Origin of the sequence: Serratia sp. NFX21 (genome assembly GCF_048517035.1) — a bacterium.
Classification (GTDB): domain Bacteria; phylum Pseudomonadota; class Gammaproteobacteria; order Enterobacterales; family Enterobacteriaceae; genus Serratia; species Serratia quinivorans.
Genome location: NZ_CP183196.1, coordinates 3,992,824 through 4,016,960, shown reverse-complemented (window position 1 = coordinate 4,016,960; position 24,137 = coordinate 3,992,824). Strand labels below are relative to the sequence as shown.

The window sequence follows — 24,137 nt, the reverse complement described above, 5'->3', positions numbered from 1 at the left end:
GAACCGAACATGCTCTATCCAAATGAAGAACAGCTGTATGCCGCTATCGAATGGCAGGATTGCTCCGGCGATTTCGAAGATATTCTGTATCACAAGTCCAGCGACGGCATCGCTAAAATCACTATCAACCGTCCACAGGTACGTAATGCCTTCCGCCCGCATACGGTAAAAGAGATGATCGAGGCGTTGTCCAATGCCCGTTACGACGACGGCATTGGCACCATTATCCTCACCGGTGCCGGTGACAAAGCCTTCTGCTCCGGCGGCGATCAGAAAGTCCGCGGCGACTACGGCGGCTATCAGGATGACAGCGGTGTACATCACCTGAACGTGCTCGACTTCCAGCGCCAGATCCGTACCTGTCCAAAGCCGATAGTGGCGATGGTGGCAGGCTATTCAATCGGTGGCGGCCACGTACTGCACATGATGTGTGACCTGACCATTGCGGCGGACAACGCTATTTTCGGCCAGACTGGCCCGAAAGTGGGCTCTTTCGACGGCGGCTGGGGCGCTTCCTACATGGCGCGCATCGTGGGTCAGAAGAAGGCTCGCGAAATCTGGTTCCTGTGTCGTCAGTATGACGCCGCTGCGGCTTTGGACATGGGCCTGGTCAATACCGTGGTGCCTTTGGCCGATCTGGAGAAAGAAACCGTGCGCTGGTGCCGCGAAATGCTGCAGAACAGCCCGATGGCGCTGCGCTGTCTGAAAGCGGCCCTGAATGCCGACTGTGACGGTCAGGCCGGTCTGCAGGAGCTGGCGGGTAACGCCACCATGCTGTTCTACATGACTGACGAAGGCCAGGAAGGGCGCAACGCGTTTAACGAAAAGCGCCAGCCGGACTTCAGCAAATTCAAGCGTAACCCGTAATGAACACAACCCCCCGTAACGCGGCCCTTTACCGTTACAGCCTGCCAATGGACGCGGGCGTTGTGTTGCGCAATCAGCGGCTAAAAACCCGCGATGGTTTGCTGATCCATCTGCAGCAGGGTGAGCAAGAAGGCTGGGGCGAGATCGCGCCGTTGCCTGAATTCAGCCAGGAAACGCTGGCGCAGGCTGAACAGGCCGCGCTGAACTGGCTGCAGAACTGGCAAAGTGGGGTATTACCACCCGAAAGCCCGTTACCCTCGGTGGCGTTCGGCACCAGTTGCGCGGTGGCGGAGCTGGAACAGCGGCTGCCGCAGCAGGCTGATTACCGTAAAGCGCCGTTGTGCACCGGCGACCCTGATGAGCTGTTCGAGGTATTGACTGCTTTGCCGGGTGAGAAGGTCGCCAAGGTGAAGGTTGGGCTGTATGAAGCGGTGCGTGACGGCATGGTTGTCAACGTGCTGCTGGAGGCACTGCCGGATCTCAGGCTGCGGCTGGACGCTAACCGCAGTTGGACGCGCGCCAAAGCGGATGGGTTTGCCAAATACGTCAATCCGGCTGTGCGCGATCGCATTGCTTTCCTTGAAGAGCCTTGCAAAACCCGCGATGAATCACGGGATTTCGCTCGGGCGACCGGCATTGCCATTGCCTGGGACGAAAGCGTGCGCGAGGCGGATTTTGTGGTGCAGGCGGAGCCGGGCGTGGCAGCGATAGTGATTAAGCCGACGCTGGTCGGCAGCCTGGCCCGTTGCCGTTCGTTGGTGGAGCAGGCCCATGCGGTGGGATTAACGGCGGTGATCAGTTCCAGCATTGAGTCCAGCCTGGGATTGACGCAGTTGGCGCGCATCGCGCACTGGCTGACGCCGACGACCGTCCCTGGGCTAGACACGCTGGATTTGATGCAGGCGCAATTACTGCGACGCTGGCCGGATAGCCGGCTGCCGTTATTGGAGACGCAAGAGTTGGAGTGTTTATGGCGCAGTTGAATGACTGGCCGTGGCGACATTGGGCGCAGCGGCGTCCGCAGGCGGCGGCGCTGGTTGTCGGCCATCAGCCGGTGAGTTGGCTGGTGTTACGCCGTCAGGTGGATAAGCTGGCGGCGGATTTTCAGCACCAGGGGGTGGAGCCAGGCTGTGGCGTGGCGTTGTTCGGCAAGAACAGTTATCCCTTGTTGCTGGCCTATCTGGCGCTGTTGCAATGCGGTGCGCGGCTGCTGCCGTTGAATCCGACGCTCCCCGTTTCCTTACTGGGGACGCTGTTGCCCGAGCTGGATATCGACTTTGCCTTCAGCCCGGATCAACTGCCAGCCTTGCCGACCAGGATCATCCGTTTAAATCCCCCGTCTACCGAATCCCGCTGGCTGAATCCGCCGCGTTGGGATCCTCAGCGGTTGGCGACCCTGACCCTGACTTCCGGTTCCAGCGGCAGACCGAAAGCGGCCGCGCACAGTTACGCCGGCCATTTGGCCAGTGCCGAAGGCGTACTGCAGTTGATGGATTTCCAGGCGCAGGATCGCTGGTTGCTGTCGTTACCCTTATTTCACGTTTCCGGACAGGGCATTGTCTGGCGCTGGTTGCTGGCAGGGGCCACGCTGGTGGTCCGTGATATGCATCCGTTGGCCGATGCTCTGGCGGGCTGTACTCATGCATCCCTGGTGCCGACTCAGCTCTGGCGCCTGCTGGCACAGCCGCTGGCAGCCCTGACGCTGAAAAAAGTGCTGCTGGGGGGCGCGATGATCCCGGTAGAACTGACCAAACAGGCAGAGGCTGCGGGTATCCGCTGCTGGTGCGGCTATGGGCTGACCGAACTGGCTTCCACGGTGTGTGCCAAACGCGCCGATGCACGGCCGGGCGTTGGGCTGCCGCTGGCTGGCCGGGAAATTAAACTGGTGAATGAAGAGGTGTGGATCCACGGGCGGAGTCTGGCGCTGGGATACTGGCTGCAGGGTTGCTTGCTGCCGATTGTCGATGAGCAAGGCTGGTTCCATACTCGCGATCGTGGCGTCATGGAGCAGGGTGAGCTGCGAATTATCGGTCGGTTGGACAACCTGTTTTTCAGCGGTGGGGAAGGTGTTCAGCCAGAAGATATTGAGCGCGTATTGGCGGCCCATCCGCAAATTTCACAAGTAGTGGTGGTGCCGGTGGATGACGCCGAGTTTGGCCAACGGCCGGTGGCGGTGATCGACAGTGAGGAGCCTCTCTCGCTAGAGGAACTGCTGGCCTGGTCGCAGGATCGGCTGGTGAACTTCCAGCGGCCAATGGCGCTGTTGGCGATGCCGAATGAGTTGAAAGCCGGGGGCATCAAGATTTCGCGCCGTCAGTTGCAGCAATGGGCGGCGGAGCAGATCTCGGCTCAATAAAAATGGCCGCCTGAAGGCGGCCTTGAGGGTAACGCGGGTTATTTCAGACCTAACGCCTTGGCTACGCCGGCACCGTAATTCGGGTGCACTTTGGTAAACAATTCAACCTGACGACGCTGGATCTGTTCCGGCACCTGCGACAGTTCGCCGGCGATGCGGGTGAACATGCGTTGGTGTTCTTCGGCACTCAGCAGGTTGAACAGCGCGCGCGGCTGGCTGTAGTAATCATCGTCTTCACGGTGATTCCAGTGGTCAGCGGCACCTTCAATGCTCAGCGGCGGTTCGCTGAAGTCCGGTTGCTCCTGGAACAGGCCGAAACTGTTTGGCTCGTAGGTGGCTCCGTTGCCGCTGTTACCGTCCACGCGCATCGCACCGTCACGATGATAGTTGTGGAACGGGCATTTTGGGCTGTTCACCGGGATTTGATGGTGATTTACGCCCAGACGATAACGGTGCGTATCCCCGTAGGAGAACAGACGCCCCTGCAGCATCTTGTCCGGCGAGAAACTCACGCCGGGTACCACGTTGGCCGGGTTCATCGCCACCTGCTCCACTTCTGAGAAGTAGTTTTCCGGGTTGCGGTGCAGCTCGAAGAAACCCACGTCGATCAGCGGATAGTCGCCATGCGGCCATACCTTGGTCAGATCGAATGGGTTGTATGGCGTCTGAGAGGCTTCGTGTTCTGGCATGATCTGGATTTGCAGCTTCCAGCGCGGGAAATCACCCCGTTCGATGGCCTCATACAGATCGCGTTGTGAGCTTTCACGGTCTTTGGCGATAATCGCTTCTGCTTCATCATCCATCAGGTTTTCAATGCCCTGTTCGCAACGGAAGTGGAACTTCACCCAGAAGCGTTCATTGTTGGCATTGATAAAACTGAAGGTATGGCTGCCGAAACCATGCATATGGCGATAGGATTTAGGAATACCGCGGTCACTGAAGTCGATGGTCAACTGATGCAGGCTTTCCGGTGACAGCGAGAAGAAGTCCCACTTGTAGGTTGGGTTACGCAGATTGGTGCGCGGATCGCGTTTGACTACGTGGTTAAGGTCGGGGAATTTCAGCGGATCGCGCAGATAGAATACCGGCGTGTCGTTACCCACCAGATCCCAATTGCCTTCCTCGGTATAAAACTTCATGGCGAAACCACGAATGTCACGCTCGGCGTCGGCGGCCCCGCGCTCACCGGCTACGGTGGAGAAGCGGATGAACATGTCAGTTTGCTTGCCGATTTCAGAGAAGATTTTTGCGCGGGTGTATTGGCTAATGTCGTGGGTGACGGTGAAAGTGCCGTAGGCGCCGGAACCTTTGGCGTGCATGCGGCGCTCGGGGATCACTTCACGGTCGAAATGGGCCAGTTTTTCCAGAAACCACACGTCCTGTAACAACATCGGGCCGCGTTTGCCGGCGGTGATCACGTTATTATTATCGACAACCGGGGCGCCGGCTGCGGTGGTCAGTCCTTTCTTGCTCATCACTTGCTCCTTATTGTAGTGCAATCGAGTTAAGATTCTGGCGGCGTAAGCGTTCATCATCATAATCTGGCAGGGCGTGGTTACCCTGACTTGGGTCAATGCCACTACTAGTTGTAGACCTATTGAACGGCTGCGGCAAATAGGTCTGAGTTATCGTTGCCATTACCTCAGTGAATGAGACCTTTGCTTGCAGAACTTTACATTTCTTTGATTAATTAGGGATTTATCCCTTAAAGACCGATTGCGCTTTGGTATAGACTTGTGACGGTATTATTACGGGTTAATTCATATCATTCGTAATGGATGAAGCAGCAAGAGGGATAGATGATGAAAAAGACTTTGGTCGCCTGCGCAGCAAGTATGCTGTTTGTGACCGGTGCGGCGAGCGCACTCAGCCTGTCGGGCGAGGCCGGGCAGCATTACACCAATCTTGGTTTCGGCCAGGATACCGGCAATTCCGGCTTGGGAATAACCGGCAACTGGGCGCGCAGCGATCATGACGGCAACGTCGGTAGCCTGGGGCTGAGTTTCGGTGTGCCGCTGGGGCCGTTGACCGCCACTGTGGGTGGCAAGGCGTTGTATCTAAGCCCGAAAGACGGCAGTGACGGCGGAGCATTGGCGTTGGGCGGCGGCCTGGACTGGGCTATCTCCCGTTACTTCAGCCTGCATGGCGAAGGTTATTTTGCCCCGGATTCGCTGACCAGCGGCGTGAAGGCGTATAACGAGGCCAGCGGCGGCCTGCGTTGGAATATTTTCCGCCCGCTCAGCGTAGATGTGGGTTATCGCTACATGAAGATGGAAGGGAAGGACGGACGTCGTGACAACACCCTGGCCGATGGCCCGTATATTGGTGTCGGTCTGAGTTTCTGATGCAAATAACAAAGGGGCCAAGCGGCCCCTTAGTTTTATCGTTCAATCTATTACCCAACCGCCGGCAGAATGCCGCTGGCAATGCCCAACTGAATGGCAATCACCGTTATTCCGCAAACAAACACCAGTGCCAGTGCCGGTGTGCCGCCCCAGACGCGGTATTTTGCCTGATGCTGCTGACGTGTTTTCCACACCAATAATGATGGCAGCAACAGCGCCAGCACCGCCAGCGCAATGGCGGCAAAACCCAGAGCCAACACAAAGCCACGTGGGTAGAACAGAGCGAAAGCCAACGGCGGCAAGAAAGTGATGGCACCGGTCTGCAGACGACCTCGCACGTTGTCCTGGCGTTTAAACAGATCGGCCAGGAAATCAAACAGCCCGAGCGCGACACCAAGGAACGAGGTTGCCAGCGCCAGATCGGCAAACAGGTGTACCGCCAGTTCGACGTGTGGGGACGCCACGACGTCTCGTACCGCCTGCAACAGGCCGTTCAGACCGGCTTGCTGTGCCAGAATGCCGACGAAAGTGGTGGAGCTGATGCTGCCTAGCGTCGCCAACTGCCAGAAAATATAGGCCACCAGTGGAATGGCGCTGCCGATAATGAACACCCAGCGCAGTTTACGGATATTGCCGCCCATGTAGTTAACAATGCTGGGCACGCTGCCGTGGAAGCCGAACGAAGTGAAAATCACCGGAATGGCCGATAGCGCCAGCCCTTGCTCCAGCGGTAGGGTCATCAGGTTGGTCTGGTGGATATTGGGCAACATCAGCCCCAGCATGACAATCAGGAACACCACTTTGGCGCTGAACAGGATACGGTTAAACAGATCGACCGAATGGGTGCCGATGCAGACGACGCCGCCGGCCACCAGAGTAAACAGCAGCACGCCGAGCGTGGTGGGGAAATCCTGCGAGGTCCATTGGCTGATGCTGGCCGCCAGTAATTCGCCGGCACCGCTAATATAGGCCGCAGTCAGGGCATACATCAGGAACATCATGCTGAAACTGGTCAGCCATTGGCCGCCGCCGCCAAGATAGCGTTTTGCCAGAGTCCCGAGGCCGGTATCCGCCTGTTCATGCTGATAAACCTCGACCAACAGCAGCGCGGTATAACACATCAACAGCCACAGTCCGACCAACAGACCCAGCGTGACGCCAAAGCCGACACCGGCCGCCGCCAGTGGCATCGCCAACATCCCTGCGCCAATGGTGGTTCCTGCCACGATAAAAACACTGCCAAGCGTGCGATTCTTCACGTTTTTCTCTACCAGCCAAAGATTTTGGAAAATTATAGGTAACTCATTCTAAGTGCGGCAGGATAGTTGATGGATTATTTTGTGTCAAACAGGCGTTACGGGTGGTGTTAACTTAAGTTTACGCATTGGTGGGCCGCGTGATGTCGCAAAAAAGTGCCTTCGACAGAAATTAACCGGCAATGCGTAGTGAAAACTTATTTACAGGCTTCTATAGTGGAATGATCAGAAAATGTGGGAGAGATCAATGTTAAGGGTGGAGATGCTCAGCACCGGTGATGAGGTGCTGCACGGGCAAATTATAGATACCAACGCCGCCTGGCTGGCTGATTATCTGTTCCAGCAGGGTATGCCGATGAGCGGCCGTGAAACGGTGGGGGACAGCCTCTCCTCTTTGATTGAAACATTACTGGAGCGTAGCCACATCGCCGATGTGCTGATCGTGAACGGCGGTCTGGGGCCGACCAGTGACGATCTCAGCGCGCTGGCGGCGGCTAGCGCTTGTGGTGTTGAGCTGGTGGAACATGCTGAATGGTTGGCGCGTATGGAGGCTTATTTTGCCGAACGTGGTCGGCCGATGGCGGCTTCAAACCGTAAACAGGCGCAGATCCCGGCAAACGCCGAGATGCTCGATAACCCGGTGGGTACCGCCTGTGGCTTTGCGTTGAAGCTGAACCGGTGCACGATGTTTTTCACCCCCGGTGTCCCTTCTGAATTTAAAGTGATGGTCGAGCAGCAAATTGTCCCGCGCCTGCGCGAGCGCTTTACCTTGCCGGCTGCGCCGCTGTGTTTGCGTTTAACCACCTTTGGTACCTCCGAGAGCGATCTGGCCGCCGAACTCGATGGCATGCCGCTACCGCCGGAAGTGGTGCTCGGTTACCGCTCTTCCAGCCCGATCATTGAGCTGAAGCTGACCGGCCCGGTCAGCCAGCGTGCGGCGATGGAGCAGGCCTGGGAACGGGTACGCCAGGTGGCGGGTGACAACACCCTGTTTGAGGGCACTATTGGCCTGCCGGCAGCACTGACGCAACGCTTGAACCAGCAAGGGTTAAAGCTGGCGCTGAGCGAACAGTTCAGCGCCGGATTGATCAATCTGCAGTTGCAGACCGAAGGCGCACCGCTGGCCGGTGGCGAGCTGCTACCGTCGCACTGTGTGGAAACACTGGAAACCACGCTGGCCCGCGCTCGTTCTCTGGCGGAACTGACCGGGGCACAGCTGGCGCTGGCGGTCAGTGCCATGAGCGGTGACCAGGTGAGCGTGGTGCTGCACACGCCGAAAGGCGGTATCGGGCAGACGGTTCGTTACCGGGCAGCGCGTCATGGTTTACGGTTACGGCAAGAGTCGGTAGCAATGCTGGCATTGGACATGCTGCGGCGCTGGCTGAACGGTGGGCCAGTGTGTGGGAAAAACGGCTGGCTGGAGATCGTCGAGATTATCGAGTAGAGAATGCTTGATGGTAGTGATATATCCCTTATTAATCATAACATTATAAGGGGTTATCGCGTTGAAGATAGGCTGTTACAATCGCTGCGGGTGCTTGAGACTATTCGTCTTGGGCATTGTGTGGCAAGGCGGATAGATGAAAGCCCCAAACTGACTATCAATCAGAATGGGGCTGCCCTAACGCCTAGACACCGTTATGGTAGCCCCTTCACAGCAAGGAGGCAAGCATGCGGTTAAAGCATGTGTTTCACTCGTTAACTGTTGTATGTATTACTATTTTGATATTCATTTGGATGATAAGAGACTCACTGTGTGAGCTGACAATCTATCAGGAAAATATCACTATATTGATCAGGTTAGCTTGTGATGTGAAGCGGTAATCATAGGGCGGGGGAAACCCCGCCTTCTGGTCTTCAGGCGTGGTTCAGGCACCCAACTCTTCAAATTTCCAGCTCGATATCGGTCAGTGGCATACAGCAGCAGGGCAGGATTTCACCGTCGTTGATAAATGCCAATGGCGGCTGTCGGTAAACCACATCACCTTTCACCAACTTCAGGCGGCAGGCGCCGCAATAGCCGGAACGGCACTGGTATTCCACCTCAACGTCGTGCAATTCCAGCACGTCGAGCAGACAGTTTTCACTTTTGGGGCAGGATAGCTGCGTACCACTGGCACGCAGCGTGACGATTGATGATGCCATCGCTTAGAGTTCGAAGTCGCTCAGGTCGTCGGCATGCACTTCCGAGTCGATCTGGCCGACCAGGTAGGAGCTGACTTCCACTTCCTGCGGCGCAACCTGCACGTTGTCTGACACTAACCAGGCGTTGATCCATGGGATCGGGTTAGAGCGGGTGGCGAACGGCAGGCCGAGACCCACCGCCTGCATGCGGATATTGGTGATGTATTCCACATACTGGCACAGAATGTCTTTGTTCAGGCCGATCATCGAGCCGTCACGGAACAGGTATTCCGCCCACTCTTTTTCCTGCTCGGCAGCCAGCACAAACAGGTCATAGCACTGCTGCTGACACTCAACGGCGATTTCCGCCATCTCCGGGTCATCTGCACCGGAACGCATCAGGTTCAGCATGTGCTGGGTACCGGTCAGGTGCAGCGCTTCGTCACGGGCAATCAGCTTGATGATTTTGGCATTGCCTTCCATCAGTTCACGTTCCGCGAAGGCAAATGAACAGGCGAAGCTGACGTAGAAGCGGATGGCTTCGAGTGCGTTAACGCTCATCAGGCACAGATAGAGCTGTTTCTTCAGCGCGCGCAGGGTAACGGTTACTGTCTTGCCGTTGACCTGATGGGTGCCTTCACCCAACAGATGATAGTAGCCGGTCATCTCGATCAGATCGTCGTAGTAGCCGGAGATGTCTTTCGCGCGCTTGAGGATCTCTTCGTTAGTGACGATGTCGTCAAACACGATCGCCGGATCGTTGACGATGTTACGGATAATATGGGTGTAAGAACGGGAGTGGATGGTCTCAGAGAAGGACCAGGTTTCTATCCAGGTTTCCAGCTCCGGGATCGAGATCAGCGGCAACAGCGCGACGTTCGGGCTACGTCCCTGGATTGAATCGAGCAGCGTCTGATATTTCAGGTTGCTGATGAAAATGTGTTTTTCATGTTCCGGCAGCGCCTGGTAGTCGATACGGTCGCGGGAAACGTCCACTTCTTCCGGACGCCAGAAGAACGACAGTTGCTTCTCAATCAGTTTTTCGAAAATTTCATGTTTTTGCTGATCGAAACGCGCAACGTTAACCGACTGACCGAAGAACATCGGCTCCAGCAACTGGTTGTTTTTATTCTGAGAAAATGTGGTGTAAGCCATAAGCCTGAATCCATTAGTGCCGTGCTGAATTAGAAGGGGCCGGAAGAGTTCCGGCCCGCTGTGTCAAACTTTAGATCTTGCAGGCGCCGCTTTCGCAGTCATCATCGCCGCCCTTTGCCGGCAGCAAATCTTCCTGAATATCATCGGCACCGTCGCGGGTGTTCTGATAGTACAGCGTCTTGACACCAAACTTGTAGGTAGTCAGCAGGTCTTTCAACAGCTGCTTCATTGGCACCTTGCCGCCCGGGAAGCGGGTTGGGTCATAGTTGGTGTTGGCAGAGATCGACTGGTCGATAAACTTCTGCATCAGACCGACCAGTTGCAGGTAGCCGTCGTTGTTCGGCATTTCCCACAGCAGTTCGTAGTCGTTTTTCAGACGCTCATACTCTGGCACCACCTGGCGCAGAATGCCGTCTTTCGACGCTTTGATACTGATGTGGCCACGTGGTGGCTCAATGCCGTTGGTAGCATTGGAAATCTGCGAAGAGGTTTCCGAAGGCATCAGCGCCGACAGGGTAGAGTTGCGCAGACCGGTTTCCTTGATCTCTTTACGCAGGGTTTCCCAGTCGTAGTGCAGAGGCTCCTGGCAGATGACATCCAGATCTTTCTTGTAGGTGTCGATCGGCAGAATGCCCTGTGAATAAGTGGTTTCATTGAACCACGGGCAGGCACCCTGTTCCTGAGCCAGACGGTTCGAGGCTTTCAGCAGGTAATACTGAATGGCTTCGAAAGTCTTGTGGGTCAGGGCATTAGCGCTGCCGTCGGAGTAGCGTACGCCGTTCTTCGCCAGGTAATAAGCGTAGTTGATCACGCCGATACCCAGGGTGCGACGGCCCATGGCGCCGCGATGAGCGGCTTTGATTGGGTAGTCCTGGTAATCCAGCAGGGCATCCAATGCACGTACCGCCAGGGTAGCCAACTCTTCCAGATCGTCCAGGCTTTCGATGGCGCCGAGGTTAAAGGCGGACAGCGTACACAGGGCGATTTCGCCGTTTTCGTCGTTGACGTCATCGAGTGGCTTGGTCGGCAGGGCGATTTCCAGGCACAGGTTGGATTGACGTACCGGCGCGATCTGCGGATCAAACGGACTGTGAGTGTTGCAGTGGTCAACGTTCTGGATGTAGATACGGCCGGTAGAGGCGCGTTCCTGCATCATCAGCGAGAACAGCTCAACCGCTTTCACGCGTTTCTGGCGAATGCTGTCGTCTTGTTCGTACTGGGTGTACAGACGTTCGAATTCGTCCTGATCGGCGAAGAACGCGTCATACAGGCCTGGGACGTCAGACGGGCTGAACAGGGTGATGTCCTGGCCCTTGATCAGGCGCTGGTACATCAGGCGGTTCAATTGCACGCCGTAGTCCATGTGACGTACGCGGTTGCCTTCAACGCCGCGGTTGTTTTTCAGCACCAGCAGGCTTTCAACTTCCAGATGCCACATTGGGTAGAACAGAGTGGCCGCACCGCCACGCACGCCGCCCTGGGAACAGGACTTCACCGCGGTCTGGAAATGTTTGTAGAACGGGATACAACCGGTATGGAAGGCTTCACCGCCACGGATCGGGCTGCCCAGCGCACGGATGCGGCCGGCGTTGATACCGATACCGGCACGTTGCGAAACGTATTTCACAATGGCGCTGGAGGTGGCGTTAATTGAATCCAGGCTGTCGCCGCACTCGATCAGCACGCAAGAGCTGAACTGGCGGGTTGGGGTGCGCACGCCGGACATGATTGGCGTAGGCAGTGAAATCTTGAAGGTGGAGATCGCGTCGTAGAAACGTTTAACGTAGTCCAGACGGGTATCACGCGGGTAGTTGGAGAACAGGCACGCGGCAACCAGGATATACAGGAACTGAGCGCTCTCGTAGATCTCGCCGCTCACGCGGTTCTGCACCAGATACTTCCCTTCCAGCTGTTTAACGGCTGCGTAGGAGAAGTTCATATCACGCCAGTGATCGATAAAGGAGTCCATCTGCTCGAACTCTTCAGTGGTGTAGTCTTCCAGCAGATGCTTATCGTACTTGCCCATTTCTACCATGCGCGTTACGTGAGCGAGCAGCTTCGGCGGTTCGAATTGACCGTAAGCTTTTTTGCGCAGATGGAAGATGGCCAGGCGTGCTGCCAGATACTGGTAGTCCGGCGCGTCGCGGGAGATCAGATCGGCTGCAGCTTTGATAATGGTTTCATGAATATCAGCAGTTTTGATGCCGTCATAAAACTGAATATGAGAACGCAACTCTACTTGAGAAACCGAGACGTTGTTTAACCCTTCCGCGGCCCAGTCGATGACACGGTGGATTTTGTCGAGGTTGATGCGCTCTTTACGGCCATCGCGTTTAGTTACAAGCAGACTTTGGTTCATGTGGTGTTTTACCTGTCCGTATGGTGCCCCTAAGCAGAAGTGTAGTAGCTCTGCTCAGTATGTAAACACTATATATAGGGGTTGTATGTCGGTGAGGTAACAAGATAGTGAGAAAACAGGGCGTTTGCAAGTGAACAAAAGTGGCCTAATTTGTGGATAACTTGGGGGTGAAATGTGACTTGTCTTTCGCAGTGCGCGCTGTGACTGGCGCGACAAGCTTGTCAATAAGCGGGATAAGAATTTCCCTAGAATCAGAAAAACGTGATCGTTTGCCGCTTTATTAAACGTTAGAAAAAAACGGCATATTGATCTGATTTAATATTCTTAAAAACTGTTTACAACGACGATTTTGATCGAAAGCGGAAGAATTAGGTATTTATCTTAATGTTATCGGCGCACCGGGCCTGACAGGCCAGTCCCGGCGCACTCGGGGAGCCTCAGCCTTCGTGCTGAGTATGTACCATATAGTTCACATCAACGTTGCGGCCAAGCTTGAAATGGTCGGTGATTGGGTTGTAATGCAGGCCGATCATATGCTTTTCGCGCAGTGGCGTGCCATCAACCCAGCCAATCAATTCAGAAGGGCGGATGAACTTCTTATGGTCATGGGTGCCCTGTGGCACCATCTTCAGAATATATTCCGCACCGACCACGGCCATCAGCCAGGCTTTGGTATTGCGGTTAATGGTGGAGAAAAACACGTGGCCACCCGGTTTGACCAGGTGAGCGCAGGCGCGTACCACCGAGGCCGGGTCGGGAACGTGCTCCAGCATTTCCATGCAGGTCACTACGTCATAGCGCTGCGGGTTGGCCTGTGCATGGCTTTCTACCGTTTCCTGGATGTAAGCCACATTCACGCCGCTTTCCAGCGCGTGCAACCGGGCAACCTGCAGCGGCTCGGCGCCCATGTCCAGCCCGGTGACCTGTGCGCCTTCGCGCGCCATGCTTTCCGCCAAAATGCCGCCGCCGCAGCCCACGTCGAGGACGGTTTTGTCAAAAATGCCGCCGGCACGCTGCAGGATGTAGTTCAGACGCAGCGGGTTGATACGGTGCAGCGGCTTGAATTCACCTTCCAAATCCCACCAGCGTGAGGCCACGGCCTCGAACTTGGCGATTTCATGATGGTCTACGTTTTGCGCTTGGCTGGATGATTCTGCATTCATGGGCGTATTTGGCTCCTGGTTCTCGTTGCGCGGATTATACATGTTCCGGCGCAGCACCGTCTGCGCCGATGCATTTTTACTGCACATATATGCACAATTTAAGTTAAACAGCGGCGGTTATTTTCCCGTAAAGCGTGCTTTGTGATATAGTTTTACACCTTTGCCACTATGGCAGCGGGCAGATGAATCATTAGTAGAGGGATAGCAGCTCCATGAGCGACCTTGCCAGAGAAATCACACCGGTAAACATCGAAGACGAGTTGAAAAACTCGTATCTGGACTACGCGATGTCCGTAATTGTCGGACGTGCGCTGCCAGATGTTCGTGATGGACTGAAGCCGGTGCACCGTCGCGTTTTGTTCGCGATGAGTGTATTGGGTAACGACTGGAATAAACCATACAAGAAATCGGCCCGTGTCGTTGGGGACGTAATCGGTAAATATCACCCACACGGTGACAGCGCGGTTTACGACACCATCGTGCGTATGGCCCAACCGTTTTCACTGCGCTATATGCTGGTGGACGGTCAGGGTAACTTCGGTTCTGTCGATGGCGACTCCGCCGCGGCGATGCGTTATACCGAAGTGCGCATGTCCAAAATTGCTCACGAACTGCTGGCGGATCTGGAAAAAGAAACCGTCGACTTCGTGCCTAACTACGATGGCACCGAGCAGATCCCGGCCGTCATGCCAACCAAGATCCCTAACCTGCTGGTAAACGGCTCGTCGGGCATCGCCGTGGGTATGGCCACCAACATTCCGCCGCATAACCTGTCAGAGGTTATCAACGGTTGCCTGGCCTATATCGATGATGAAAACATCAGCATCGAAGGCCTGATGGAACACATCCCGGGGCCGGACTTCCCGACTGCGGCGATCATCAACGGCCGTCGCGGCATTGAAGAGGCTTACCGCACCGGGCGCGGCAAAATCTACTTACGCGCACGCGCCGAAGTAGAAGCCGATGCCAAAACCGGTCGCGAAACCATCATTGTTCACGAGATCCCGTATCAGGTGAACAAGGCGCGTCTGATCGAGAAGATCGCCGAGCTGGTCAAAGAAAAACGCGTGGAAGGCATCAGCGCGCTGCGTGACGAGTCCGACAAAGACGGCATGCGCATCGTAGTTGAAATCAAACGCGACGCGGTCGGCGAAGTGGTGCTGAACAACCTGTACTCGCTGACGCAACTGCAGGTCACCTTCGGCATCAACATGGTGGCATTGCATCAGGGCCAGCCGAAACTGCTGAACCTGAAAGACATTCTGCAGGCGTTTGTTCGCCACCGCCGTGAAGTGGTGACCCGCCGTACCATCTTCGAACTGCGTAAAGCCCGCGATCGCGCCCATATCCTGGAAGCGCTGGCCATCGCACTGGCGAACATCGATCCGATTATCGAGATGATCCGCCGTGCGCCAACCCCTGCGGAAGCGAAAGCCGCGTTGGTTGCTCAAGCCTGGGATCTGGGTAATGTGGCAGCCATGCTGGAGCGCGCCGGTGACGACGCCGCTCGCCCTGAGTGGCTGGAGCCGGAGTTCGGCATCCGTGACGGTAAATACCATCTGACCGAGCAGCAGGCTCAGGCGATCCTGGATCTGCGCCTGCAGAAACTGACCGGCCTGGAGCATGAAAAGCTGCTGGACGAGTATAAAGAGCTGCTGACGGCGATTGCCGCGCTGATCTTTATTCTGGAAAACCCAGACCGTCTGATGGAAGTGATCCGCGAAGAGCTGGTGGCAATCAAAGAGCAGTACAACGATGGCCGCCGCACCGAGATCACCGCCAATACTTCAGATATCAATATCGAAGACCTGATCAACCAGGAAGACGTGGTCGTTACGCTGTCGCACCAGGGCTATGTGAAGTATCAGCCTCTGACCGACTATGAAGCGCAACGCCGCGGCGGTAAAGGCAAGTCAGCGGCGCGTATTAAAGAAGAAGACTTTATCGATCGTCTGTTGGTGGCCAACACCCACGACACGATCCTGTGCTTCTCCAGCCGTGGCCGTCTGTACTGGATGAAGGTGTATCAACTGCCTGAAGCCAGCCGTGGCGCGCGCGGTCGTCCAATCGTCAACCTGCTGCCGCTGGAAGCCAATGAGCGTATTACCGCCATTCTGCCGGTACGCGAGTATGAAGAAGGGCGTCACGTGTTTATGGCTACTGCCAGCGGCACCGTGAAGAAAACCGCATTGACCGATTTCAGCCGCCCACGCAGCGCCGGCATCATCGCCGTTAACCTCAACGAGGGTGACGAGCTGATTGGTGTTGACCTGACCGACGGCAGCAATGAAGTCATGTTGTTCTCCGCCAATGGTAAAGTAGTGCGCTTCCCGGAAACGCAGGTGCGTTCTATGGGTCGTACTGCCACCGGCGTACGCGGTATCAACCTGGGCGAAGGCGACAGCGTTATTTCCCTGATTGTGCCACGCGGTGAAGGCGACATTCTGACCGTTACCCAGAATGGCTACGGTAAACGTACCGCAGTCACCGAATATCCGACCAAGTCACGCGCTACCCAAGGGGTTATCTCCATTAAGGTGAGCGAGCGTAATGGTCAGGTAGTGGGTGCGGTTCAGGTGGATACCACCGACCAGATCATGATGATTACCGATGCCGGCACGCTGGTGCGTACCCGCGTATCGGAAGTTAGCGTGGTGGGTCGTAATACCCAGGGTGTTACGCTGATCCGTACTGCGGAAGACGAGAACGTCGTCGGTCTGCAGCGTGTAGCCGAGCCGGTGGAAGACGAAGAGCTGGACAGCCTCGAACCGGGTGCGGAAGTTGCAGAAGAAGACGCTGCACCGCTGGATGAAGGCGATGATTCTGAAGCGCCAGACGACGCGGAAGAAGACAACGCCTAAGCCATAGGGGCCGGCACATGCCCCTATCGCACTGAGGTAACAAGGGCCTGGCAGCGATGCTAGGCCCTTTTTCAGTTCTATGGTTTAATTGCCGGACCCAAGCCTGAGCTCCCGGCTTTGCTATGAACGCGCTGGTCGCCACTGATATTCGTATGGTATCCGATTGAAATATTTAGCTTCTTTTCGCACCACGTTAAAGATATCCCGCTATTTGTTCCGGGTGCTGGCGATCATGTTGTGGTCGTTGGGGGCGCTGCTCACCACCTTCTATATCCTGAATATCCTGCATCAGAAAGAGTCTGATATTCGGCAGGACTACAATCTGAACTTCGATCAGGCTCAGGGTTATATCCGCCATTCGGCCGATATCATGCGTGATATCAAATATATGGCGGAAAACCGTCTCAACGGTTCAGTCAGTAGCATGGACATGTTTAGCGGCATCTTTCCCGGCAAAAACAGTCCGCTGGAGTTTGTACCGCTGTATCCAGAGTCCAGTTGTTCACTTAACACCACCTACCGCAGCTCACTCAATTCTCTGAGTGGGTTGATCCAGTATTGGAAAGAGAACTTCGTTGCGGCCTACGATCTCAACCGGGTGTTTTTCATCGACGGCGATACGCTGTGCATGGCGGAGTTTGGCGGCAGCGGCAGCGGCGTAGCTAATCGAGCCGACGCGCTGAAAACTCTGCATGAGCGTATCCTTAAATACCGTAATGCCAAGAATCAGGACAAAGACAATAATCTGTACTGGATCAGCCCAAGCCAGCAACGGCCGGATGTCGGTTATCTGTATGTACTGACGCCAATTTATATTGGTAACAAGCTGGAGGCGTTGCTGGGTATTGAGCAAACCATTCGCCTGGAGGACTTTGTTTCCGCCGGCAGCTTGCCGACCGGCGTAACCCTGTTGGATGAGAATAACCAACCGATACTGCGGCTGGCCGATGATGGGCGAGATGCGAACGCTCCCAGCAGCTATCCGGACGAGCCGGCTTACTTCGGCTATGTAGATAATTACCGCGACCTGATCATGAAAAAAGCGCTGCCGCCGTCATCGCTCAGTATTGTTTATTCTGTACCTGTGAAGACGGTGGTTGAACGCTTCAGGATGCTAATCCTCAATGCGGTGCTGTTGAATATGTTGTCTGCCATTGTGTTGTTCAGCCTGGCCTGGCTGTTTGAGCGCAAAATGTTCCTGCCGGCAGAAGACAACGCCTTCCGGCTGGAGGAGCATGAACAGTTCAACCGCAAGATTGTCGCCTCGGCACCGGTGGGTATTTGTATTTTACGTATCAGTGACGGCACCAACATTCTGAGTAATGAATTGGCGCATAACTACATCAACCTGCTGACCCACGAAGACCGTGACCGCATTACGCGCATCATCTGCGAACAGCAGGTGAACTTTGTGGATGTGATGACCAGTAATAACAACAACCTGCAAATCAGCTTTGTTCATTCCCGTTACCGTAACGAGGATGTGGCGATCTGTGTGCTGGTGGACGTCAGCGCCCGCGTGAAAATGGAAGAGTCGCTGCAGGAGATGGCGGCGGCGGCAGAACAGGCCAGCCAATCCAAGTCGATGTTCCTGGCGACCGTCAGTCACGAATTACGTACGCCGCTGTACGGCATCATCGGTAACCTCGATTTGTTGCAAACCAAGGCGTTACCGCAGGGTGTTGACCGACTGGTCAATGCGATGAACAACTCGTCCGGGCTATTGCTGAAGATCATCAGCGACATACTGGATTTCTCCAAAATCGAATCCGAGCAACTGAAGATTGAACCGCGCGAGTTCTCCTGCCTGGAGGTGATCACCCACATCGCCGGCAACTATTTGCCGCTGGTGGTGAAGAAGCGGTTGGGGTTGTACTGCTTTATCGAACAGAACGTCCCGGAGCGCATTTCCGGCGATCCGGTACGGCTGCAGCAGGTGCTGTCCAACTTGTTGAACAACGCGATTAAGTTTACCGATACCGGCTGCATCATTCTGCAGGTGTGTACGCGCGGCAGCTATTTGGAGTTTAGCGTTCGTGATACCGGGGTCGGCATCCCGGAGAAAGAAATTACCCGCCTGTTTGATCCGTTCTTCCAGGTGGGTAGCGGCGTGCAACGCCATTTCCAGGGCACCGGGCTGGGGTTGGCGATATGCGAAAAACTGATCAACATGATGGATGGCGACATTGCCGTTGAGTCTGAGCCGGGATTAGGCAGCCTGTTCACCATCCGCATTCCGCTGTTTAACGCTCAGTTCCCGATCCCGCAGCCCAGCGATACCTGGCAAGGTAAAACTCTGTGGCTGGCTATCCGCAACCAGCGGTTGGAAAGTTATCTGATGGAGGTTCTTGGCGGCTATGGCGCGACGGTACTGCGTCATCAGGGGCAAGAGACTGCGGCAGGGGATGTGATGCTCAGCGATCACCCGCTGATGATCAATACACCGCTGCTGGCGCAGATCCAGTTCTCTATTGAGCATATCGGCCCGTCGCAGGAAACCCGGCCGGGCTATTGGATGCACAGCACCTCGACGCCGCGTGAAACCCTGGCGCTGCTCAACCGCTTGTTTGGTACCCGTGATGAAAGCGGCAATACTTTGATGCAATTGCCGTTGCCGGCCAAGGCCAACAGGGTAGACAACGGGGATATTCATTTGCTGGTGGTGGATGACCACCCGATTAACCGCCGGTTGCTGTCCGACCAGCTTGGCTCACTGGGTTATCAGGTAGTGACTGCCAATGATGGGGTTGATGCGCTCGACGTGTTGAATCGCAATACCGTCGACATCGTGCTGACCGACGTCAACATGCCTAATATGGATGGCTACCGTTTGACCCAGCGCCTGCGCCAGTTGCACTTTACCGCTCCGGTAATCGGCGTGACGGCGAATGCCCTGGCGGAAGAAAAACAGCGCTGTATTGAGGCCGGGATGGATAACTGCCTGTCTAAGCCGGTGACCCTGGAAACGCTGGAACAGACATTAGGGTATTACAGCCAACAGGTTCGCCGCATGCGCGCCGAGTCTGAAGATGCCTGAAAGCAAAAGGGCGCGGCATTATGCCGCGCCCTCTGTTAACTACCGGGGATTTTATTCTTTGTCCAGCGGTGCCATGCTGACAGAAGAGAGGTAGTTGAGCAGCGCAATATCGTTCTCAACACCCAACTTCATCATCGCCGATTTCTTCTGGCTACTGATGGTTTTGATGCTGCGATTGAGCTTCTTGGCGATCTCGGTCACCAGGAAACCCTCGGCGAACAGGCGCAGTACTTCGCTCTCTTTTGGTGACAGACGCTTGTCACCGTAACCACTGGCGCTGATCCTCTCCAACAGTTTGGAAACGCTTTCCGGCGTGAATTTCTTGCCTTTTTGCAATGCGGCCAGCGCTTTCGGCAGGTCGGTTGGCGCACCCTGTTTCAGTACTATGCCTTCGATATCCAGATCCAACACGGCGCTGAGAATGGCCGGGTTGTTGTTCATGGTCAGAACGATGATCGACAACTGCGGATAATGGCGTTTGATGTATTTGATCAGCGTAATGCCGTCGCCATACTTATCACCCGGCATCGAAAGGTCGGTGATCAGGACGTTTGCATCCAGTTTGGACAGATTGTTGATCAGTGCTGTTGAGTCTTCAAACTCCCCAACGACATTCACCCATTCAATTTGCTCAAGTGACTTCCGGATGCCAAACAGTACGATAGGATGGTCATCAGCAATAATTACGTTCAGGTTATTCATGTTGTTGGCTACCTTGCTGCAGCAGTCTACTGACGAAAAAATCAATCTGACTGATGTTATTCTCGATCTTGAGCGCATCACCGTCTGCGATGTGCTGTTCTAACGATTCACACAGTTGCTTGCCGGGAAGCAGATTTAACATGGCAAACACGCCTTTCAGGCGGTGTGCTGTCTGTGACAGAGCATTGAAATCACTGCTGCCCGCCTCAGTATACAGTTTTTTGACATCGTCGGGTACTGTATCAATAAATAGGCCATAGTAATCACTTGATTTCAATTGTTTTTCATAGAGTTGGATGTCATCTGCGGTCAGTGATAAGGCACTTTCCTGCTGTTCCAACGCGGCCATTTGCTGCTCAATCAGCATCAATACGGCGTCGATCATGGCACCACTCAGGTTATAGTTTACCCGAATATATCGTTTTTCAAGCTGTTGCCATCCGGCCTCATCGCTGGTCAGCAGCAGGGTATAATCATCAGCTCTTTGCGGGTTATCGGTCAACAATACGTCGTAGTCGCGATTAATCTGACGTTCGTCAGCAACGATGCAACTTGCGCCATAGGCATGCAGCAGGCGGGTGACAATGCTCCGTATTTCCTCAGAGGTAATGTCCAGCAATGCGGTCACACCGTCGAGCAGTTTTTCTTGCGCTTCCGCCTCTTTTTTCTCCATCTCCATAGGGACGCGGATGGTGTAGCGGGTACCAATATCTATCTTGCTGCGGATATCCAACTGGCCGTTAAGCTTTTTGCACAGTTGATTACACAGGAAGAAGGTGAGGCCGGAGCCATGATCAAAGCGGTCCACCAGCGTTTGGCTGAGGAACGGGTAATTCAGGTTGCTGATTTCTTCGTTGGAAATGCCCGAACCGGTGTCATTGATATGGAATACCAGGCGATCGGGGTGATCCGGTTCATGATCGACAACCAGCGAAATCTTGCCACAGGCAGTAGTGATAATGGCGTAATGCACCAGCAGTGAGATCACCTTGCGCAGTGCATTGGCATCGCCGATATATTGCTGTTCAACGTCAAGATGGAAATGGTTGAACAGCGACAGGCCTTTTTGATTGATGGACGGCAGGGCTTCCTGCAGCAATTCATCTATCAGGGTCGATGGGCTGAAGGGATGACGCGAAGGCTGCCAGTCCTGGGTTTCCAACCGGGTGAGCAGGGTGATATTTTCAATCAGCCCCAACACCGTTGACGACTGCACCGCCAGTTGCTTTTGCAGCGCTTGCTGTTGTTCCTCATCCGCTTGTGTGCGCAGACGATCGACCAAATCGTGCATTTGCCGGACCGGTTGATTCAGCTCAATGCCCAGATTATGCAACATCAGTTTGCGTGCCTGTACGTTCTTGTCGTACTCGCGCTGTGCCTGCTGCAAACGTTTATTGACCATCACTTCCTTGTCCTGATCGTTAAGCAGGAACAGGTAGGTTTCCGGCGACAGCTGGCTGCGGAAGATGCGGATCTCATACACTTCATTGTTTACCGTCGCCTGAATTACCCCGTGATGCTGTTCGGCCATGTGGGCGATTTTCTGCAGGCTGAGGTGCGGCAGCAGGTGCTGGGCAATCTTGTTACTGGCGATTACCGTATTGCTGGCGAAATTGTACACCAGCAGGCCTGAAGGCAGGCTGGCGATGATTTCCTGATTCAGTGCTCGTTCGGCTTCCAGCTCAACCGCCATGTTTTCGCTCGGGCGGATATATTGGCGACGGATAAAGTAAATGCCCACCAATGACAGCGCCAACAGCAACAGATTGATGGCGATCAGCCAGATATTGTTTCGCAGCAGGTCAATTGCCAGGCTGATAGCCGAGACGCGGTAAACCACTTTCAGTGGCGCGTTAGGCAGCGGGGCGCTGAACTCCACCCAACTACCGCTCATCGAAATACCGGTGCTGGTTGTGGCATCCAACGGCAAGGTACCGTCGTCCATGCTGCTATCGTCAGGCTGCAGCATAAAGTTGGATCGCGCCATATTAATGGGGATGATGTCGTTAATCGGCAGATCGAAGGCGATCACCGTAGCCAAATGCCCCGGTTGGTTAAAAGTGGTGCGGATAGAAAACGAATAGGTGTTCTGGAAGCGCTGTTTGCGTAAGGCAGAGAAGCTTTCACGCTCATCGAGCATATTGGCCTGTTGCAGCATTTCGGCCCGGCGATCCTCTGCCGAGGTCGTCAGATAGCTTTCCTTGAACCTCGAGGCCAGCTCTTTTAACGGCTGGGTGGTGATTAGGCTCAGGCTGTTATCCTGACCGTTGAGGTAATACATGGCGTAATTTTCAGTCTTGGCTCCCCAGCGGGTATCCAGATAGTCTGAAATATTGGCGATCATCGCCAGGGTGCCTTCTTCATGACTGCCAAAAATAACCGCGTCGGTTTTTTTATGCGGCTTCTCCAGGTAGTAAACGTCCGGGCGCAGTCGGGTTTCCTGCAGGCTGGGATCGACATTCAATGAAGGTGCATTACCGAACTTGTCGTAAATCTGATAGGTGACGTAACGGTAGTTGTCGATGCGCTTTTGCAGGCCGTTGGCGATGCTGTTCAGGGCGTATTTTTTTTCCGCCAGCCAGGCGTTGGTATAGTTGTAGCCGTACAGGCCGATAGCAATCGTCAGCAGCACGGAAAACAGCAGGAAGCAGCGAGTAATATTGCTTGAGCTGATGGTCAGTTGTTTATTTTGCATAGTTGACTGCGCATTCCTGAATCAACGGGTTATCGCCCGGGCGCTGGCGGTGACCACCAGGAGTAAAACTGCAACGCAGGCAAATGCCGCCGTCAGGCTGGAGAACTGAGCGATAAAGCCAATCAGCGCCGGTCCGGCGAGGATGCCGGCGTAGCCGACGGTGGTCACTGAGGCGATGGCCAGATTGGCCGGCATATCCTGCTGGTTGCCGGCAGCACTGAACAGGATCGGTACCACGTTGGAAGCGCCGAGGCCCACCAGCATGAAACCAATCAGCGAAACCATGGCGTTGTTGAAGATAATAGCCAGACTCAGGCCAATGGCCGCACACAGGCTACCCAGTAACAACACCTTATATCTGCCCAGCGTATTCACCACCCGATCGCCGTTTAGCCGGCCAAGGGTCATGGTGATGGAGAACAGCGCATAGCCCAATCCGGCCTGGCTGTGGTCAACGCCTCGCAGGGTGGTGAGAAACAGGGCGCTCCAGTCGAGCATCGAGCCTTCTGCCAGGAACATAATGAAGCACAGGATGCCAATGAACATCACCCAACCGCGTGGCAGCACAAACATCGGGCCACCTTCGTCACCGCCGCTTTCACGCAGCAAATTGCGACTGGCCAGCATCAGCAATGCGGCAATGGTCAATACGGCGACCCATGTTGCCAGCAAAGGAGACAGCCCCAGCCACAGCATCACACTAACACCGCCGGCACCGGCAATGCCGCCAACGCTGAAGAAACCGTGAAAACCGGACATCATTGCCTTGCCGCTGGCGCGCTCGACCACTACCGCCTGTATGTTCATCGCCACATCGATCATGCCGATTGCCGCACCAAACAACAGCAGGGCAAGTGCCATACCGGTGGTGGTGTCCATCAGGACCAGCAGGGGTAAATCAATACACAGTGCCAGCCCGGCAAGCAGGATCACCGGGCGACAGCCCAACCTGCCGGTCAGGAAGCCGGTAAGCGGCATCGCCAACATCGAACCTGCGCCAATACACAGCAGCAGCAGACCCAGGGAGCCGTCATCAATGCCGATACGCGCTTTGGCGAAAGGGACCAGGGGAGCCCAGGCAGCCATGCCGAAGCCGGCGACAAAAAAGGCCAAACGCGTTGCGATCTGTGCCGGGACGCCGGGTTTCTGCTGTTCATTACACAAGGTGGATGTCATGTGGGAATCAGGATCTATTGTGGAAATGCGGGCTGAAAGTT

The 24,137-nt window shown here is 55.2% G+C and carries 17 protein-coding genes; 8 read left to right on the top strand and 9 right to left on the bottom strand.

Features of this window, described 5'->3' with window-relative positions:
- Window positions 1-9 precede the first annotated feature (9 nt).
- From menB to menE, 3 genes are read left to right on the top strand one after another with little or no spacing between them, the layout of a single operon-like run.
- Complete coding sequence (menB, locus tag ACNT1W_RS18825; protein WP_012145996.1) at window positions 10-867, top strand: 1,4-dihydroxy-2-naphthoyl-CoA synthase; 858 nt, start codon at window positions 10-12, stop codon at window positions 865-867.
- Window positions 867-1,850, top strand: a complete 984-nt coding sequence (gene menC / locus ACNT1W_RS18820; protein WP_419246004.1) for an o-succinylbenzoate synthase — start codon at window positions 867-869, stop codon at window positions 1,848-1,850. Before menB ends, menC begins: the two co-directional genes overlap by 1 nt.
- Window positions 1,838-3,223, top strand: a complete 1,386-nt coding sequence (gene menE, locus ACNT1W_RS18815) for an o-succinylbenzoate--CoA ligase (protein WP_419246003.1) — start codon at window positions 1,838-1,840, stop codon at window positions 3,221-3,223. Before menC ends, menE begins: the two co-directional genes overlap by 13 nt.
- A gap of 38 nt (window positions 3,224-3,261) precedes the next feature.
- On the opposite strand, the gene katA is transcribed toward menE, so the two are convergent.
- A complete protein-coding gene (katA, locus tag ACNT1W_RS18810; RefSeq protein ID WP_112364082.1) occupies window positions 3,262-4,698 on the bottom strand; it encodes a catalase KatA in 1,437 nt (478 codons plus the stop codon).
- A 327-nt stretch (window positions 4,699-5,025) separates the two neighbouring features.
- Between katA and ACNT1W_RS18805 the strand changes: the two genes are divergently transcribed.
- Entirely contained in the window at window positions 5,026-5,568 is a 543-nt protein-coding gene (locus tag ACNT1W_RS18805; protein WP_012145992.1) for a YfaZ family outer membrane protein, read from the top strand.
- Window positions 5,569-5,618: 50 nt separating this feature from the next.
- On the opposite strand, the gene tyrP is transcribed toward ACNT1W_RS18805, so the two are convergent.
- The gene (gene tyrP, locus ACNT1W_RS18800) at window positions 5,619-6,827 is read right to left on the bottom strand and encodes a tyrosine transporter TyrP (RefSeq protein WP_012145991.1); all 1,209 of its coding nucleotides are present in this window, start codon (window positions 6,825-6,827) and stop codon (window positions 5,619-5,621) included.
- Between the two features lie 244 nt (window positions 6,828-7,071).
- On the opposite strand from tyrP, the gene ACNT1W_RS18795 reads away from it, so the two are divergent.
- The gene (locus tag ACNT1W_RS18795; RefSeq protein ID WP_218216827.1) at window positions 7,072-8,268 is read left to right on the top strand and encodes a nicotinamide mononucleotide deamidase-related protein YfaY; all 1,197 of its coding nucleotides are present in this window, start codon (window positions 7,072-7,074) and stop codon (window positions 8,266-8,268) included.
- Window positions 8,269-8,495: 227 nt separating this feature from the next.
- Window positions 8,496-8,648 carry a Hok/Gef family protein gene (locus tag ACNT1W_RS18790; protein WP_012145989.1) on the top strand — a complete coding sequence of 51 codons (153 nt, stop codon included), beginning with the start codon at window positions 8,496-8,498 and terminating at the stop codon, window positions 8,646-8,648.
- A 60-nt stretch (window positions 8,649-8,708) separates the two neighbouring features.
- On the opposite strand, the gene yfaE is transcribed toward ACNT1W_RS18790, so the two are convergent.
- From yfaE to ubiG, 4 genes are all read right to left on the bottom strand, one after another.
- Entirely contained in the window at window positions 8,709-8,969 is a 261-nt protein-coding gene (gene yfaE, locus ACNT1W_RS18785) for a class I ribonucleotide reductase maintenance protein YfaE (RefSeq protein WP_012145988.1), read from the bottom strand.
- Window positions 8,970-8,972: 3 nt separating this feature from the next.
- Window positions 8,973-10,103, bottom strand: coding sequence for a class Ia ribonucleoside-diphosphate reductase subunit beta (gene nrdB / locus ACNT1W_RS18780; RefSeq protein WP_012145987.1), 1,131 nt, complete (start codon window positions 10,101-10,103; stop codon window positions 8,973-8,975).
- Window positions 10,104-10,173: 70 nt separating this feature from the next.
- Window positions 10,174-12,462 carry a class 1a ribonucleoside-diphosphate reductase subunit alpha gene (gene nrdA / locus ACNT1W_RS18775; RefSeq protein ID WP_012145986.1) on the bottom strand — a complete coding sequence of 763 codons (2,289 nt, stop codon included), beginning with the start codon at window positions 12,460-12,462 and terminating at the stop codon, window positions 10,174-10,176.
- A gap of 437 nt (window positions 12,463-12,899) precedes the next feature.
- The gene (gene ubiG, locus ACNT1W_RS18770) at window positions 12,900-13,625 is read right to left on the bottom strand and encodes a bifunctional 2-polyprenyl-6-hydroxyphenol methylase/3-demethylubiquinol 3-O-methyltransferase UbiG (RefSeq protein ID WP_012145985.1); all 726 of its coding nucleotides are present in this window, start codon (window positions 13,623-13,625) and stop codon (window positions 12,900-12,902) included.
- A gap of 212 nt (window positions 13,626-13,837) precedes the next feature.
- Between ubiG and gyrA the strand changes: the two genes are divergently transcribed.
- Together gyrA and rcsC are read left to right on the top strand one after the other, a co-directional pair.
- Window positions 13,838-16,486 carry a DNA topoisomerase (ATP-hydrolyzing) subunit A gene (gene gyrA, locus ACNT1W_RS18765; RefSeq protein ID WP_153859691.1) on the top strand — a complete coding sequence of 883 codons (2,649 nt, stop codon included), beginning with the start codon at window positions 13,838-13,840 and terminating at the stop codon, window positions 16,484-16,486.
- A 163-nt stretch (window positions 16,487-16,649) separates the two neighbouring features.
- On the top strand, window positions 16,650-19,523 hold the full coding sequence (gene rcsC / locus ACNT1W_RS18760; protein WP_012145983.1) for a two-component system sensor histidine kinase RcsC: 2,874 nt from the start codon (window positions 16,650-16,652) through the stop codon (window positions 19,521-19,523).
- A gap of 51 nt (window positions 19,524-19,574) precedes the next feature.
- Here rcsC and rcsB read toward each other — a convergent pair whose 3' ends face one another.
- From rcsB to ACNT1W_RS18745, 3 genes are read right to left on the bottom strand one after another with little or no spacing between them, the layout of a single operon-like run.
- A complete protein-coding gene (gene rcsB, locus ACNT1W_RS18755) occupies window positions 19,575-20,225 on the bottom strand; it encodes a response regulator transcription factor RcsB (protein ID WP_004947156.1) in 651 nt (216 codons plus the stop codon).
- The gene (gene rcsD, locus ACNT1W_RS18750) at window positions 20,218-22,920 is read right to left on the bottom strand and encodes a phosphotransferase RcsD (protein ID WP_012145982.1); all 2,703 of its coding nucleotides are present in this window, start codon (window positions 22,918-22,920) and stop codon (window positions 20,218-20,220) included. Before rcsD ends, rcsB begins: the two co-directional genes overlap by 8 nt.
- Window positions 22,921-22,941: 21 nt before the next feature.
- Entirely contained in the window at window positions 22,942-24,096 is a 1,155-nt protein-coding gene (locus tag ACNT1W_RS18745; RefSeq protein ID WP_115184173.1) for an MFS transporter, read from the bottom strand.
- Between the last annotated feature and the right edge of the window lie 41 nt (window positions 24,097-24,137).